We start from the raw sequence: 15,289 nt of genomic DNA on the forward strand, positions 1-15,289 counted from the left end.
TGGATACCGTGCCGCCCGCACGCGGCAGTGTGCCCGCAAGACCAACAACAGCAGGAGTGATTCGCGTGGATCGTGTCGCGCTGCGCGGCCTCAAGGCCCGCGGGCACCATGGCGTCTTCCCCCGGGAGCGCCAGGAGGGCCAGACCTTCATCGTGGACCTGGTGCTCGGCATCGACACCCGCCCCGCGGCGGCCAGCGACGACCTGGCCAAGACCGTGCACTACGGCATCGTCGCCGAGGAGGTCGTCGCGGTCGTCAAGGGCGAGCCCGTCGACCTGATCGAGACGCTCGCGGAGCGGATCGCGCAGCAGTGCCTCAAGCACGACGGCGTCGAAGAGGTCGAGGTGGTCGTGCACAAGCCGGACGCGCCGATCACGGTGCCCTTCGACGACGTGACCATCACGATCACCCGGAGCCGAGTATGAATGCGACCCAGAGCGACCCGACCGTGCAGCCGGTGCCCGCCTCCGTGGTGGAACAGGTCGACGCGGCGGATGTCACCCTGTCCAACCCGAAACGGGCTGTGATCTCTCTCGGCTCCAACCTGGGCAACCGCCTGGAGACCCTGCAGGGCGCGATCGACGCGCTGGAGGACACCCCGGGCCTGCGGGTCAAGGCCGTCTCTCCGGTGTACGAGACGGAGCCGTGGGGCGTCGAGCCCGGCACTCAGCCCTCGTACTTCAATGCGGTGGTCGTGATCAAGACCACGCTTCCTCCCTCCTCCCTGCTGGAGCGCGGTCAGGCCATCGAGGAGGCCTTCGACCGGGTCCGGGAGGAGCGCTGGGGTCCGCGCACCATCGACGTCGACATCGTGGCGTACGCCGATGTGGTCTCCGACGACCCGGCGCTCACGCTGCCCCACCCGCGCGCCCACGAGCGGGCGTTCGTGCTCGCTCCGTGGCACGACGTGGAGCCGGAGGCACAGCTGCCCGGCCGCGGAGCGGTCGCCCAGCTGCTGGCCGGCGTCGCACAGGACGGTGTGGCTGCCCGGGCCGACCTGGAACTCCGTCTCCCCGAGTAGTCGTTAGGCTCTTCGGATACGCAAGACAGGTGAAGGGCGGCGCTCTCGGTGAAGCAACTACGGCTCGGTGTACTGGCCGGTCTCTTCGCCGCGGCGGGCGTGCTGTCGTGGGGCGGCGCCCGCCTGTGGGAGGCGTTCGGCACCCTGCCGAAGGTGCCGCTTGCCGCGCCGATCGTGCTGGCGGTGATCGCGGTCGTCCTCACGGCGACGGCACTCTCCCTCCGCGCCCGCCTCCGGGCCCAGCGCGAACGCCGCCCCGGTGCGAAGGGCGTGGAGCCGCTGATGGCGGCCCGAGCGGTGGTCTTCGGCCAGGCGAGCGCGCTGGTGGCGGCGCTGGTCTCGGGGATGTACGCCGGTACCGGCGTCTACCTGCTCGGCTCGCTGGACATTCCGGCCCGCCGGGACCAGGCGATCTACGCGGGCTTCTCGGTGGTGGCGGGCATCGGCGTGATCGCGGCGGCGTTCTTCCTGGAGCGGGTCTGCAAACTCCCCGAGGACGAGGACAACGGGAGCGGCGCGGCCCCGACGGCTCTCTGAGACGGCCTCGCTCCCTGGGCCAGCTCCGCTCTCTGAGGCCACTTCGCTCCTTGGGTCAGCTTCGCTCCCTGGGTCAGCCTCGCTCCCCGCGGCACCTTCCTCAGAGCTTCGTCACGGCCGAGACCGTCTCGATCGTCTCCAGCGAGACTTCCGTGCGCGGGATGTCCTGTGCGTCCGCGTCGATCGAGCGGCGCAGCGCCTCGTGCAGCCGGGCCGGGGTGAGCACACCGAGGAAACGCCCGGTCTCCTCCTTGTCGATGACCGCGATCCAGCCCGCGTCGTGCTGGAGCATCGTGGCGAAGGCCTGCTTGAGCGATGCGCCGACGGGCAGCCAGGCCTCCATCCGGCGGGCGTGTTCGCGTACGGAGCCCTTCTGCTGTGCCTGCTCGGCCGAGATCCAGCCGTGCAGGTCGCCCGATCCGTCCAGTACGACGGCCCAGCGGGAGCCGATCTCGCGCGGCAGCGGGTCATCGAGCCGGACGACGGGCGGCTGGTCCAGATCGCTCTCCTCGATGGGGGTGACCGACAGCCGCTTGAGACCGCGGTCCGCGCCGACGAAGTCCGCGACGTAGTCGGTGGCAGGCGTGCCGAGGACCGCGGCCGGTGCATCGAACTGCTCGATGCGCCCGTGTCCGTAGACGGCGATACGGTCGCCGAGGCGTACGGCTTCCTCGATGTCGTGGGTGACGAAGAGCACGGTCTTGCGGACCTGCGACTGGAGCCTGAGGAACTCGTTCTGCAGATGCTCGCGCACCACCGGGTCGACCGCGCCGAACGGCTCGTCCATCAGCAGCACGGGCGGGTCGGCGGCCAGTGCCCGGGCCACGCCCACGCGCTGGCGCTGCCCGCCGGAGAGCTGCTCGGGGTAGCGGTCGCCGTACACCGACGGGTCCAGGCCCACCAGATCAAGGAGTTCGGCGGCGCGCTCGCGGCCCTTGCCGCGCTTCCAGCCGAGGAGATGCGGGACTGTCGCGACATTCTCCAGGACCGTTTTGTGGGGGAACAGACCGACCTGCTGGATCACATAGCCGATTCGGCGGCGCAGTTGGACCGGGTCGATGGCGGATATGTCGTCCCCGTCGAGATATATCCGGCCGCTGCTCGGTTCGATCAGGCGATTGACCATCTTCATGGTGGTGGTCTTGCCGCAGCCGGACGGCCCGACGAGCGTGACCAGTTCGCCCTCGGCGACCTCGAACGACAGGTCGTCGACGGCTGTCGTTCCGTCCGGGTACCGCTTGGTGACGTGCTCGAATCGGATCATGGTTCCCCATTGTGACGGGTGTTGTGTGAAGGCCATGTTGCTGCAATGTGGCGGCCCTCGGCGATTGTCAGTGCTCAGGGATATGGTCGCCAGACATACGTTCGGCACTGCTGGGGAGGTGGGGGTGCATGAGTTCGCAGGTCGCTGCGCAGAGCTGTCTGGCAGCCAATGACTGGATCTGCGGGGAGTATCTGCGCACCCGCAGCCAGGAGTTGACCGACGCGACGATCCAGCATGTCTGGATCACCGTGGTGTCCGTCCTGATCGGCCTTGCCGTGGCCTTTCCGCTGGCTCTGCTCGCACGCGCCAAACCGCGGTTCGCGGGCCCGGTCCTGGGGCTGACGACTCTGCTCTACACCATTCCGTCGCTCGCGATGTTCTCGCTGCTGCTGCCCGTCTTCGGACTGTCGGCCGCGCTGGTGGTCACCGGCCTGGTGCTGTACTCGCTCACCATTCTCGTACGGAACATCATGGCGGGTCTCGACGCGGTGCCCGGCGAGGCGCGGGAAGCCGCGCGCGGGATGGGGTACGGCCCGGGGCGGCTGCTCTGGGAGGTCGAACTGCCTCTCGCGCTGCCAGCGTTGATGGCGGGCCTGCGCATAGCGACCGTCTCGACGATCGCGCTGACGACGGTCGGGGCGCTGGTCGGCAAGGGCGGTCTGGGCAATCTCATCGACGACGGAGTGCAGACCACCTTCAAGGCGCAGGTGCTGACCGCGTCCGTGCTCTGTGTGCTGCTCGCGGCCGTCGCTGATCTGCTGCTGCTCGGCCTGCAGCGGCTGCTCACCCCCTGGACCCGAATACGCACGGCGAAACCGGCCGCGGCGCCGGCACCGAAGGTGAAGGTGGCGGTCTGATGGGAGTCCTCGCCGACGCGTGGACGTGGCTCACCACCGGTTCCAACTGGTCGGGGGAGAGCGGTGCCTGGCACCGGCTGGGCGAGCATGTGTACGTCAGCGGGGTGTCCCTGGCGCTGGCCTGCGCGATCGCCCTGCCGATCGCGCTGTGGCTGGGGCATCTGGGCAAGGGGGGCGCGCTCGCGGTCAACATCTCCAACGCGGGCCGGGCGATCCCGGTCTTCGCCGTCCTCGCCCTCTTCATGCTCACGCCGCTGCGCAGCGCCGGCTATCTGCCGACGATCATCGCCCTGGTGCTGTTCGCCGTGCCGCCGCTGCTGACCAACGCCTATGTGGGGATGCGGGAGGTGGACCGGGCGGTGGTCGAGGCCGCGCGGGGGATGGGCATGTCGGGCGGCCAGCTCTTCTTCCGGGTCGAACTGCCCCTCGCCTACCCCCTGCTCATGACCGGGCTCAGGTCGGCCGCCGTCCAGGTGGTGGCCACGGCCACGATCGCCTCGATGGTGGGCCAGGGCGGCCTGGGCCGGATCATCACCGCGGGATTCAACACGTACAACACCCCGCAGGTGGTGGCGGGCGCGCTCCTCGCGGCGCTGCTCGCGCTTTTTGTCGAGGGGGTTCTGGTCGCGGCCGACCGGCTGCTGAACCCCCTCCGTAAGACCGTGTGACAACACTTGGACGGAGAACCTGATGATCAAGACCTCGCGCATCGCGGGTGCTGTACTCGGTGTGGTGGCCCTGACGGGTTCTCTCGCCGCATGCGGCGGCGACAGCCTGGAAAAGGAGAAGGGCGGCTCGGCTTCGGGGGGCGGCTCGGACAAGAAGGGCACGCTCGTCATCGGCGCCGCGTCCTTCACCGAGTCCAAGGTGCTCGCCGAGCTCTACGCACAGCTCCTGGGCGACGCCGGATACAAGACCTCGGTCACCACGGTGAAGAACCGTGAGCTGTACGAGCCGTCCCTGGAGAAGGGCGAGATAGACGTCGTACCGGAATACGCGGCGACGATCGCCGAATTCCTCAACGCGAAGGTGAACGGCCCGAAGGCGCCCGAGGGGAAGCCGGTCGCCTCCGGCGATGTCGCGGCCACCGTCGCGGCTCTCACCAAGCTTGCCGAGCCGCGCGGGCTGAAGGTGCTGCCGGCCGGTGCGGCCGTCGACCAGAACGCTTTCGCGGTGAGCAAGGAATTCGCCGAGAAGAACAAGCTCACGACGCTTTCCGACCTCGGGAAGTCGAAGCTCAAGGTGAAGATCGCGGCGGGCGACGAGTGCGAGGTGCGGCCCTTCTGCGCACCGGGACTGAAGAAGACGTACGGCATTGATGTCGTGGGCATCGACCCCAAGGGCGTGGGCACTCCCCAGTCCAAGCAGGCGGTCAAGGACGGCGCCGACCAGCTGGTGCTGACCACGACCACGGACGCGGTGCTGGACGGACTGGTCTTCCTTGAGGACGACAAGAAGCTCCAGAACGCCGACAACGTCCTGCCGGTGGTCAATGCCAAGGACGCGGGTTCCCAGGAGATAGCCGACGTACTCGGCAAGCTCACCAAGGTGCTGACCACCGAGGATCTCGCCGAGCTGAACCGCAAGGTGGACGCGGAGCGCGCGAAGCCCGAGGACGCGGCGAAGGCATATCTCGAGTCGAAGGGCCTGCTCAAGAAGTAGCGAGAGGCCGCCTTGGAAGTGGCGGCGGTGCGGCCCGGCGTTCTTGAGCGAGAGATTTGCCGGGCCGACACCCCATTCGGCGTCTACGCAGGGTAAATTTCGGGCCATGCCACGTGGACGCCACCGTCATTCCCCACCCCTTCACAGGCTGCTGCCGCCCTCGGCGGTCGCCGGAGCGTCGGTTCTGTGTGCCGCCGGCGCGTGGTTTCTCACCGAGCCGGTCATGCTCCGTTCGCTGGTCACCGCGGCGACGGCCGCGGCAGTGACCGGTGCGGTCCTCATGCGCAGTTGGGACCGTTCCGCGGGTCGCCGCGTCGCGGAGCTCACCCGCGCCCGCGCCAGCGACGCGTGGAAGACCGAGGAGCGCATAGCCGAACTCGAAACCGACATCGACGAATCGCGCGAGCTGCGCGCCAAGCTCGATGCGAAGCTGCGCGCCAAGCGCGTCGAGCTGGCGGCGCTCCGCGGTGAGCACGCCGCCCTGCTGCGGCGTTACGCGACCGCCGAGACCGACCGGGCCGGTGTCCTGGAGGACCGCCGGCAGCTCGCGCTGGAAGCCGCGTCCCCGGTCAAGGCGCTGCCCCCGGCGGGGACCACGCCCACCCCGGCGACCTATCTGCGGGCCAACAAGGCGCTGGACGAGCTGTCCCGCAACGCCGCGGCCCAGGAGGCGAAGAGAACCGTCGAGGAGGCCCGCGCCCGGGATCTGGCCGAGCGGTCCCGTGAGGCGGACGAGCCGCAGGGGAAGCACGCGGCGGCCGCCGGGGGAGAGCAGCACACCCGCCCGACGTCCGCCGTTCCCGCCCGTCGTCCCGTTCCCGCGGCCACCGCGATCGTTCCGTACGGCCCGCAGCGTCGCCCCGTCAAGCGCCCCGAGGGCGGCTTCGACTTCTTCGGCACGGCCGCCGAGGGAGCGGGCGCGCAGAAGGCGATCGAGGCCGTGCAGGACGAGGATCTCGCCGATGTGGTGGGCGAGGAGGCCCTGGCCGCGGAGCATCCGGCGGACTCCCGTGCCGTCGGCAAGGTCATCGACCTGACCGCGCACGACGAAACGGAGACGCTCGACGTGGTCGAGCTGCGCGACGCGGTCAGCTGACCGGCCCCTCGCCTACTTGTCGATGTCGCCGACGACGAAGAACAGCGATCCCAGGATCGCGACCATGTCGGCGACCAGCGTGCCCGGCAGCAGCACGGTCAGCGCCTGGATGTTGTTGTACGACGCCGAGCGCAGCTTGAGCCGGTAGGGCGTCTTCTCGCCCTTGGAGACCAGGTAGTAGCCGTTGATCCCCAGGGGGTTCTCGGTCCAGGCGTAGGTGTGGCCCTCGGGAGCCTTCAGCACCTTAGGCAGCCGCTGGTTGATCGGGCCGGGCGGCAGTTCCGCGATCCGGTCCAGGCAGGCGTCCGCCAGCTCCAGCGCGTTGTGCGTCTGATCGAGCAGCACCTCGAAGCGGGCCAGGCAGTCGCCGTCCGCGCGCGTGACGACCTTGAGGGTGTCCTGCAGCTCCCCGTACGCGAGGTACGGCTCGTCGCGCCGCAGATCGAAGTCGACGCCGGACGCGCGGGCGATCGGGCCGCTCACTCCGAAGGCGTGCACCGCCTCGGCCGGGAGCACGCCCACGCCGCGCGTACGGCCGCGGAAGATCTCGTTGCCGAGGACGAGGCGGTCGTACACGTCCATCCGCGAATTGAGCTCCGCGATCGCGTGCCGTGCCCGGCCGAGCCAGCCCGCCGGGAGGTCCTCCTTGAGGCCGCCGACCCGGTTGAACATGTAGTGCATCCGGCCGCCGGAGACCTCCTCCATGACGTGCTGGAGCTCTTCGCGCTCGCGGAAGGCGTGGAAGATCGGGGTGATTCCGCCCAGTTCGAGGGGGTACGACCCGAGGAACATCAGGTGGTTCAGCACCCGGTTGAGCTCGGCGAGGAGCGTACGGGTCCAGACCGCTCGCTCCGGGACCTCCATGCCGAGCATGCGCTCGACGGCCATGACGACGCCGAGCTCGTTGGAGAAGGCGGAGAGCCAGTCGTGGCGGTTGGCCAGCATGACGATCTGGCGGTAGTCGCGCGCCTCGAAGAGCTTCTCGGCGCCGCGGTGCATATAGCCGATGACCGGCTCGGCGTGCTGGATGCGCTCGCCGTCGAGGACGAGGCGCAGGCGGAGGACGCCGTGGGTGGAGGGGTGCTGGGGGCCGATGTTGAGCACCATGTCGGTGCTCTCCGCCGCGCCGCCGATGCCGACCGTCGTCTCCGTCATGCGGCCAGTATCCCTTGTGCGGTGAGCACCCGGGGCTCCGCCCCGGACCCCGGTCATCGGATGCGCTGCGCCAGCCAGCCGAAGTCGCCGAGGCCGCCGCGGGCCGTCAGTTCCGCCGCCTCGCTCGCCGAGGCCAGTGCGCGGACGTAGGCCGTCGGGTCGGACGATGCCTGGGACAGGGGTGGGCGTGCGCCGGTCAGGCCCAGGTCGCGCAGCGCGTCCCGCTGGGTGCGCAGTTCCGCGCCCGGCAGTGCGCAGGCGTCCAGGGCCACGTGCGCCGTGATGTCGCAGCTGCCGTCCGGGACCGGGCGTACCTCGCTGCCCGCGCGGAAGCCCGTCAGCGTGCCGAACGGCGGCCGGGACCCGGCCGTGTGCGCGTAGTCGACCGCGACGGCGAGTCCCGCGCGCAGCGTGCCCACCGCCGACGCCCACGCCTCGTCGCGCGGGCGCCCGATCTCCGCCCGCGTTCCGGGCTCGGTCAGCGGCCACCAGCGCGCCAGCCACGTCGCGTCAGCGCCCTCGACGGGGGAGCCGAGGCGCTCGGTGCCGTCCGGGCGTACGAGGACGTAGCGCGCCACCCCGTCGGGATCGGCCTCGGCGACGTCCACCGGGACGTTGTCCAGCCATTCGTTCGCGAAGAGGAGTCCGCTCACGCCGGCGGGCGGCTCGGCGCACCACTCGATGCGCGGGTCGAGGTCCGCGGGCCGGGGGGCCTGTTCGACGGCGTACGCCCGGAGCGGGAAGCCGGAGGGGAGCGCGGCCAGTACGCCGGTGAGGAGCTCTCCGCGGCCCGCGCCGACGTCGACGAGTGCCATGTCGTCGAGTTCGAGTGAGGTCAGCAGACGGGCCACTGCCGAGGCGAACAGGGGCGAGGTGTGCACGGACGTACGGAAGTGCCCGGCAGGTCCCTCGGGCCGCAGATAGAAGCCGCCGGGACCGTACAGTGCGGCCTGAGCGGCTTCCCGCCAGCCCCGCCATTGACACGTCTCATCAGTCACGTCATCCATCACGCGCACAAGTCTCCACCTTGGGGAGTACGCCCCGGCCGCCCGGATCGCCCCTCCGGTTGACCCCTGCACCTATCTGCTTTCCCTACTCTGGGTTACGTGCAGCGCCTCTATGACTTCATCCGCAGACACCCGACGGGCGTCGACACCTTCTGGGCTGTCGTGCTCTTCGGTTTCTCCATGCTGTGGGTGATCGACGTGCCGGTCGGGGTCGAGACCCAGTGGTCGGCGGGATTCATCGTTCTCCTGCTGAGCGTGGTGGTGGCCCTTCGCCGCCGGATGCCGGAGAAGATGCTGATCCTCGCCGCGCTGCTGGGCGCCGCCCAGCTCGCGCTCGACGTCGACGTCAATCCGGGCGACTTCGCGATGCTCGTGATCATCTACACCGTCGCCGCCCATGACGGGGCGCGCTGGACGTCCCGTCTCGCGCTCGCCGGAGGAATGTCCGCGGCCACCCTGGCGCAGCTGCGCTGGCCGGAGGAGGAAGGCGGCGTCGGCGGCAGGATCTTCGTCACGATCGTCATGACGGTGCCCTTCGCCCTCGCCTGGGTGCTCGGCGACTCGATACGCACCCGGCGGGCGTACTTCGCCCAGCTCGAAGAGCGTGCCACCCGGCTGGAGAAGGAGCGCGAGGCACAGGCGAAGGTCGCCGTCGCGGCAGAGCGGGCGCGGATCGCCCGCGAGCTGCACGACGTCGTCGCGCACAACGTCTCGGTGATGGTCGTGCAGGCCGACGGCGCCGCGTACGTGCTCGACGCCGCGCCCGACCAGGCCAAGCAGGCGCTGGAGACCATCTCCACCACCGGCCGCCAGGCGCTCGCGGAGATGCGCAGGCTACTCGGCGTCCTGCGCACCGGCGACGCCCCCGAGAGCGGGGAGTACGTCCCGCAGCCCGATGTGCAGCAGATCGAGGACCTGGTCGAGCAGGTGCGCCGCGCGGGCCTGACCGTCGACTTCAAGATCGAGGGCACACCGCGGCCACTGCCGAGCGGCGTCGAGCTCACGGCGTACCGCATCGTCCAGGAGGCGCTGACCAACACCCGCAAGCACGGCGGCCCCGAAGCCGGCGCCAGTGTGCGGCTGGTGTACTTCGACGACGGCCTCGGCCTGCTGGTGGAGGACGACGGCCGCGGTTCGGCACACGAGCTGTACGAGGACGGCGGGGCCGACGGAAAGGGCCACGGGATGATCGGCATGCGCGAGCGCGTCGGTATGGTCGGCGGCACGCTCGACGCGGGGCCGCGGCCCGGCGGAGGCTTCCGTATCAGCGCACTGCTTCCCCTCAAGCCCGCCCACTAGGCCCGCCCACAAGAGACCGAGGAACCGACTGACATGTCCATCCGCGTGATGCTCGTCGACGATCAGGTGCTGCTGCGCACCGGATTCCGCATGGTGCTCGCCGCCCAGCCGGACATGGAGGTCGTCGCGGAGGCGGGCGACGGCGCGGAGGCGATCGAGAACCTCCGCTCCACGGCCGTGGACGTGGTGCTGATGGACGTACGCATGCCCAGGCTGGACGGGGTCGAGGCGACGCGCCGGATCTGCGCCGAGCCGACGGCGCCCAAGGTGCTGATCCTGACCACCTTCGACCTGGACGAGTACGCCTTCTCCGGGCTGAAGGCGGGCGCCAGCGGCTTCATGCTCAAGGACGTGCCGCCCGCCGAACTGCTCAGCGCGATCCGCTCGGTGCACAGCGGCGACGCGGTGGTCGCGCCGTCCACGACCCGCCGGCTGCTCGACCGCTTCTCGCCGATGCTGCCGAGCAGCATGAGCGAGCCGCAGCACAAGGAGCTGGAGCGGCTCACCGAGCGCGAGCGCGAGGTGATGATGCTGGTGGCCCAGGGCCTGTCCAACGGCGAGATCGCCGGCCGTCTGGTGCTCTCCGAAGCCACGGTCAAGACCCATGTGGGCCGCATCCTCACCAAGCTGGGCCTGCGGGACCGGGTCCAGGTGGTGGTGCTGGCGTACGAGACCGGCCTGGTGCGGGCGGGCGGCGGACCGGTGTTCTGACGGGATGCTGCTCTGGATCAACGGCCCGTTCGGGGGCGGCAAGACCCAGACCGCGTACGAGCTGAAGCGACGCCTGCCGGGCAGCGTCGTCTGCGATCCGGAGCATGTCGGCTTCGGTCTGCACCGGATGGCGCCGCCGCAACTGCGGGGCGACTTCCAGGACTTGGCCGCCTGGCGGCAGGGCGTGTACGAGGTGCTCGATCTGAGCCTGCGCTCGTACGAAGGCGTGGTGATCGCGCCCATGACGCTGATCGAACCGGCGTACTTCGAGGAGACGGTGGGCCGGCTGCGCGAGGCCGGACACGAGGTGCACCACTTCGCACTGCTTGCCGAACGCGAGACCGTGCTGCGGCGGCTGAGCGAGCGCGGACTTGGCCGTGGGCTCAAGCGCGAGAGCTTCGCCGTGCGGCGGCTGGACCTGTGTCTGGAGCGTTTGCGCGGGCCGCAGTTCGCCGAGCACGTCCACACCGACCGGGTGAGTGTGCCTCAAGTGGCGGACCGGATCGCGGAGTCGGCGGGGCTGGCGCTGGAGCCCAACAGGGACGGGGCGTTGCGGCACCGGCTGCGCCGCATCCGGATCGGCCTGCGGCACATCCGCTTCGACTGAGGTCCCGTCCGGCCGATCTTGCCGGGCTCGCGCCTGATCGGCCGGACAGGGCGCCCTAGTCGATGACGACCGGGCCGTCCTTCTTGTCCGTGCCCTTGTCGGGCGCCGACAGGCGTCCCGGAAGCCCGAGCCTGCCGTCGGCCTTCTCCGGCTTCTCCGGGCGCTGATCAGAACCGCTCAGGTTCTGCCTGACCGAATCCAGGATCGTCAGTCCCTGGCCGACCAGGCCCGCCGCGATCTCGCCGAGGCCGTCGGCGCCGTTGAGCACATTGACGTTGGCCCCCGCGAGGCCGCCCGCCGCCTCCTTCACGATCTGCGGCAGCTGGTCGATCAGCATCCGGTCCAGCGCCACCCGGTCGTACGAGGCGGCGGCCTCGGCCTGGATCTTCATCCGCTCCGCCTCGGCCACGGCCAGCACCCTGATCCGCTCGGCCTCGGCCTCGGCCGGCTTGACGATCTCGGCCATCAGCTCCTGCTGGCGGAGCTGTGCCGCGCGCTGGGCCAGCTCGGTCTGCGCGGCGAGCACCTCCTGTTGCGCGTGCGCCTTCGCCAGCGGCCCGGCCTGCGCCGCCTTGGCCTGAGCGCGTTCCACCTCCGCGGAGTACTCCGCCTTCACCACCGCGGTCTGTCGCGCGTACTCGGCCTGGTTCCGCGCGGCCACCTGCTGGGCCTCGACCGACGCCTGGGTGGCCTGGGCCTGGGCGATCTGGGCCTGCCGCTGGATGGCCGCCTTGTGCGGGGCCGACATCGCGTCGATGTAGCCGGTGTCGCCGTCGTCGATCGACTGGATCTGCAGCGAGTCGACGATCAGACCGATCTTGGCCATCTCGGTCTTCGAGGTGTCCAGGACCTCGGCCGCGAGCTTCTGCCGTTCGGTGACGATCTCCTCGACCGTCATCGAGCCGATGATCGCGCGCAGGTGGCCGGCGAAGATCCGCCCGGTCAGCACCGACATCTGGTCCTGGTCGGAGAGGAATCGCTGGCCCGCGTTGATGATGCTCTCGTGGTCATTGCCGACCTTGAAAGCGATCACGGCGCGGACGTGAAGTGCGATGCCCTGCCGGGTGACACACGTCTCGGTGACCTCGGACTCGCACATCGACAGGGTGAGGAAGCGCGTCTTGCGGAAGATCGGGAGCACGAACTTGCCGTGGCCTGTCACCACACGGAACGGCGCACCCCCAAGACCCCGCCTGCCTCCCGAGATCAGCATCGCCTCGTCGGGGGCCGGAACCCGGTAACCGAACATCCTTCGTCTCCTTAGCCGGCGCCGACGGCGCCGCCGCCGAGCGCATCCAACGGATCGGCCCACTCGATGACGTCCACCTGGCGATGGCCGCGGGATCCGATCACCAGCACGGTCGCGCCCCTCGGCAGGGGCTCTTCGGACCAGGCGAGGAACGTCTCGGATCCGCCTCTGACCCGTACCAGGATCTCGCCGGGACCGGCCGCTCCACGCGTACCGATGAGCAGCTCTCCGGGGCAGCCGATCACGGCCTCGTCCTGTGCCACTGGCGGCCGCCTCCCATCGTTCTGTCCCCGATTTCAGACCTTAGACCCGCTGGTATCGGCGGCGTATCCTCGGGGCCCTGTTTGATCCACAAGGTGGACGGGCGGTGGACCTCCCGGTCACCGCCGAACTAGCGGAGCACCGTCTCCAGGAAGTCGCTGCCGAGGCGGGCGACGGCGGTGACGTCCAGCTGGTGCAGTACGTAACGGCCGCGCCGCCGGGTGGAGATGAGCCCGGCCTTCTTCAGCACGGCCAGATGCCGTGAGACCTCGGGCGCGGTGATCGCGTACGTGTCCGCCAGCTCGCTCGTCGTGTACGGGGCGCGGGCGAGGTTGCGGCACAGGCGCATGCGCATGGGGTGCGCCAGCGCCTCCATCCGGAGCTTCAGCAGCTCTACGGGAGCCGGTCCCGGCAGCGCGGGCGAGCCGACCGGGTAGTGGATCACGGGCCGCCAGCCGGGCGCGTGCAGCACCATCAGATGCGGCCAGCCGAAGCTGGACGGGATGAGGGAGAGCCCGGCGCCGACGACCGGGTCGACGGCGGTCGTATGCCCGTCCGCGAGCTTGTCGGCGCTGATACGGGTGTGGTCCTCGTCCACCGCGAGTGCCGGGGAGACGGCGTGCAGTGCTTCGGCCAGGCCCTTGTGGCGCAGCAGCTCGGTCTTGTGGCGGGCGTCGGAGGCGAGCTGGGTGCTGATGCGGCGCCAGGTGTCGGCGAAGAACGCCTGGTCGCAGTCCTCGAAGAGGCGGCGCACCCAGGCGCGTACGGAGACGGGGTCGTCCAGCAGCCGCCGGGTGAAGTCGAGCTGCTTGGGGCCGCGGGTGGCGGCGAGTTCGAGGGCGCGCTCACGGCGGACCGGGTCGCTGAGGGCGGAGGGCACGCCCGTCCCGTACGTACTGACGCAGGTGAACTCCAGGGCGGCGGAGACGAACCGCTCGTCGTCGAGCCGGTCGAGCATGTCCAGCTCGTCGGCGAGGCTCGCGCCGGTGCTGTCGCCGTGCCCACGGGCGGAGGCGGGCAGCCCGGCGAACGGCATGAAGACGTCCGAGAAGGTGGTCCGCCACAGGAACTCGGCCTCGTGCAGCCGGTCCGCGAGATCGGGCTTGAGCCCGGCGGAGGTGGCCGTGGCCCAGCCGTGCAGCCCGGGATGGTGTCCGGGCTCGGCGAGCGCGTGCAGCGCCACGCCCAGCTCGGCGAGGGGGGAAATCTCGAAGACGATGCGCTCCGGGGGCAGCCCCGCGATGTCGATGCTCACGCTCACCCCTCCATGGTGCGGGGTGCGGTCAGGTGGTCCCGCGTCATTTGACGGGGCTCGTCAATCGGCGGGAGCCCAAGCGGGGGCGCCGGCCCGTGGGGGAGCTACCCCACCCGCCGCACGAACTCCTCCACCGCATCCCGCACGTCCTCCCCCGTCCACTCCAGCCCCTCCGACCCCACGGTCACCTCCGTGACCGTGATCCCCGGCGGGCACCCCTCCGTGGACCAGTGACGGAACAGCGTCACGCCCGTCTCCTCGGCCTGGGTCAGCGACGCCTCGTTCAGCGCCTCCGCGTCGCCTGCCAGCCAGACCTGGAACTGGTGGGTGTGCGGCTCGCCGGGGTGGACCCGGAACCACGGCACGCCCGCCGCCGCCAGGCCCTCCCGCAGCGTCGCCGCGACGAGCTTCGCGTGGGCCACGTACGACGGCAGCCGGGGCAGCTCGCGCTCCAGGCCGAGCAGTGCCGACAGTGCCGCGGGGTACTGCTGGAAGAGCATGCCGCCGTACCGGTGGCGCCAGGCGCGGGCCTCGTCCATCAGATCCGTCGGGCCCGCCAGTGCCGCGCCCGAGAGCGCGTCGAGCGACTTGTAGAAGGACACGTACACGCTGTCGGCGAGCGAGGCGATCTCCTCCAGCGGGCGGCCGAAGTGCGAGACGCACTCCCACAGGCGCGCGCCGTCGAAGTGGACCACCGCGTCGCGGGAGCGCGCCGCCTCGACCACGGCCACCAGCTCGTCCCACGCCGGCAGTACGAACCCCGCCTCCCGCAGCGGCAGTTCGAGCATCAGCGCCCCGAAGGGCTCCTCGAAGTCCCGTACGTCATCCTCTGTGGGCAGCCGCGGTTCACTCGTCGGGTGGACAGTGCGCAGCCCGCTCAGCGCACCGAACGCGCCCCGCTCGTGCACTTCCGGGTGCGCCCTGGGATGCAGCGCGACCGTCGTGTTCCCGGTACGTCCCGCCCAGCACCGCAGCGCCACCTGCTGCGCCATCGTCCCGGTCGGGAAGTACACCGCGGCCGGGAAGCCGAGCAGTTCGGCGACCCGCTGCTCCAGTTCGGCGACGACCCCGTTTCCGTAGACGTCGGTCCATTCGTCCAGGTCGTAGACGGACCGAGCGTCCGCCGCCAGAGCCGAGAGCCGCTCGCCGACGCGGCGGTCGGCCGAGCCCCGCGACAGCACCCGGTCACAGGCCCGCCATGCCGCAAGCCTGCGCCGGCGCTGGTCCTGCTCGCTCTGCTCAGTCATCCACAGATCATCGCCCACGCCCGTGTCGTACGGACGACCCACAGCCTGTGGACAACCGCAA

The 15,289-nt window shown here is 70.5% G+C and carries 17 protein-coding genes; 10 read left to right on the top strand and 7 right to left on the bottom strand.

From position 1 onward, the window contains the following. Positions 1 to 65: 65 nt before the first annotated feature. From folB to OG741_RS22535, 3 genes are read left to right on the top strand one after another with little or no spacing between them, the layout of a single operon-like run. On the top strand, positions 66 to 425 hold the full coding sequence (folB, locus tag OG741_RS22525; RefSeq protein ID WP_266479715.1) for a dihydroneopterin aldolase: 360 nt from the start codon (positions 66 to 68) through the stop codon (positions 423 to 425). Continuing rightward, positions 422 to 1,021 (top strand): 2-amino-4-hydroxy-6-hydroxymethyldihydropteridine diphosphokinase, encoded by a 600-nt coding sequence (folK, locus tag OG741_RS22530; protein WP_361902826.1) that lies wholly within the window; start codon positions 422 to 424, stop codon positions 1,019 to 1,021. Before folB ends, folK begins: the two co-directional genes overlap by 4 nt. A gap of 48 nt (positions 1,022 to 1,069) precedes the next feature. After that, on the top strand, positions 1,070 to 1,558 hold the full coding sequence (locus OG741_RS22535; protein ID WP_405600605.1) for a DUF3180 domain-containing protein: 489 nt from the start codon (positions 1,070 to 1,072) through the stop codon (positions 1,556 to 1,558). Between the two features lie 100 nt (positions 1,559 to 1,658). On the opposite strand, the gene OG741_RS22540 is transcribed toward OG741_RS22535, so the two are convergent. Then, a complete protein-coding gene (locus tag OG741_RS22540) occupies positions 1,659 to 2,822 on the bottom strand; it encodes an ABC transporter ATP-binding protein (protein ID WP_405600607.1) in 1,164 nt (387 codons plus the stop codon). Positions 2,823 to 2,950: 128 nt separating this feature from the next. Between OG741_RS22540 and OG741_RS22545 the strand changes: the two genes are divergently transcribed. The 4 genes from OG741_RS22545 to OG741_RS22560 all read left to right on the top strand — a co-directional run bounded on the left by OG741_RS22545 (position 2,951) and on the right by OG741_RS22560 (position 6,437). Further along, complete coding sequence (locus OG741_RS22545) at positions 2,951 to 3,679, top strand: ABC transporter permease (protein WP_405600610.1); 729 nt, start codon at positions 2,951 to 2,953, stop codon at positions 3,677 to 3,679. Then, a complete protein-coding gene (locus tag OG741_RS22550; RefSeq protein WP_405600612.1) occupies positions 3,679 to 4,347 on the top strand; it encodes an ABC transporter permease in 669 nt (222 codons plus the stop codon). Before OG741_RS22545 ends, OG741_RS22550 begins: the two co-directional genes overlap by 1 nt. Before the next feature lie 22 nt (positions 4,348 to 4,369). Then, complete coding sequence (locus tag OG741_RS22555; protein ID WP_405600614.1) at positions 4,370 to 5,341, top strand: ABC transporter substrate-binding protein; 972 nt, start codon at positions 4,370 to 4,372, stop codon at positions 5,339 to 5,341. 106 nt (positions 5,342 to 5,447) lie between these two features. Continuing rightward, entirely contained in the window at positions 5,448 to 6,437 is a 990-nt protein-coding gene (locus OG741_RS22560; protein ID WP_405600615.1) for a hypothetical protein, read from the top strand. 12 nt (positions 6,438 to 6,449) lie between these two features. Here the strand turns inward: OG741_RS22560 and OG741_RS22565 are convergent, their stop codons facing one another. Together OG741_RS22565 and OG741_RS22570 are read right to left on the bottom strand one after the other, a co-directional pair. Beyond that, complete coding sequence (locus OG741_RS22565; RefSeq protein ID WP_405600617.1) at positions 6,450 to 7,592, bottom strand: NADH-quinone oxidoreductase subunit D; 1,143 nt, start codon at positions 7,590 to 7,592, stop codon at positions 6,450 to 6,452. A gap of 53 nt (positions 7,593 to 7,645) precedes the next feature. After that, positions 7,646 to 8,599 (bottom strand): SAM-dependent methyltransferase, encoded by a 954-nt coding sequence (locus tag OG741_RS22570; RefSeq protein WP_405605712.1) that lies wholly within the window; start codon positions 8,597 to 8,599, stop codon positions 7,646 to 7,648. Between the two features lie 99 nt (positions 8,600 to 8,698). Here OG741_RS22570 and OG741_RS22575 point away from each other — a divergent pair, with 99 nt between their 5' ends. From OG741_RS22575 to OG741_RS22585, 3 genes are read left to right on the top strand one after another with little or no spacing between them, the layout of a single operon-like run. Next, positions 8,699 to 9,898: a sensor histidine kinase gene (locus tag OG741_RS22575; protein ID WP_405600619.1), complete on the top strand. Its 1,200-nt coding sequence runs from the start codon at positions 8,699 to 8,701 to the stop codon at positions 9,896 to 9,898. A 33-nt stretch (positions 9,899 to 9,931) separates the two neighbouring features. Further along, positions 9,932 to 10,609, top strand: a complete 678-nt coding sequence (locus OG741_RS22580) for a response regulator (RefSeq protein WP_405600621.1) — start codon at positions 9,932 to 9,934, stop codon at positions 10,607 to 10,609. Between the two features lie 4 nt (positions 10,610 to 10,613). Continuing rightward, positions 10,614 to 11,216, top strand: coding sequence for an AAA family ATPase (locus OG741_RS22585; protein ID WP_405600623.1), 603 nt, complete (start codon positions 10,614 to 10,616; stop codon positions 11,214 to 11,216). 55 nt (positions 11,217 to 11,271) lie between these two features. On the opposite strand, the gene OG741_RS22590 is transcribed toward OG741_RS22585, so the two are convergent. The 4 genes from OG741_RS22590 to OG741_RS22605 form a co-directional block, all read right to left on the bottom strand. Next, positions 11,272 to 12,465 carry a flotillin family protein gene (locus OG741_RS22590; RefSeq protein WP_405600624.1) on the bottom strand — a complete coding sequence of 398 codons (1,194 nt, stop codon included), beginning with the start codon at positions 12,463 to 12,465 and terminating at the stop codon, positions 11,272 to 11,274. Between the two features lie 11 nt (positions 12,466 to 12,476). Continuing rightward, the gene (locus OG741_RS22595; RefSeq protein ID WP_266479677.1) at positions 12,477 to 12,728 is read right to left on the bottom strand and encodes a hypothetical protein; all 252 of its coding nucleotides are present in this window, start codon (positions 12,726 to 12,728) and stop codon (positions 12,477 to 12,479) included. Between the two features lie 128 nt (positions 12,729 to 12,856). Continuing rightward, entirely contained in the window at positions 12,857 to 13,981 is a 1,125-nt protein-coding gene (locus tag OG741_RS22600) for a DUF5937 family protein (RefSeq protein ID WP_405600626.1), read from the bottom strand. A 104-nt stretch (positions 13,982 to 14,085) separates the two neighbouring features. Next, positions 14,086 to 15,228, bottom strand: coding sequence for a threonine aldolase family protein (locus OG741_RS22605; RefSeq protein WP_405600628.1), 1,143 nt, complete (start codon positions 15,226 to 15,228; stop codon positions 14,086 to 14,088). Positions 15,229 to 15,289 lie beyond the last annotated feature (61 nt).

The organism is Streptomyces sp. NBC_01410, assembly GCF_045040195.1.
In the GTDB taxonomy this organism is placed as follows: Bacteria; Actinomycetota; Actinomycetes; order Streptomycetales; family Streptomycetaceae; genus Streptomyces.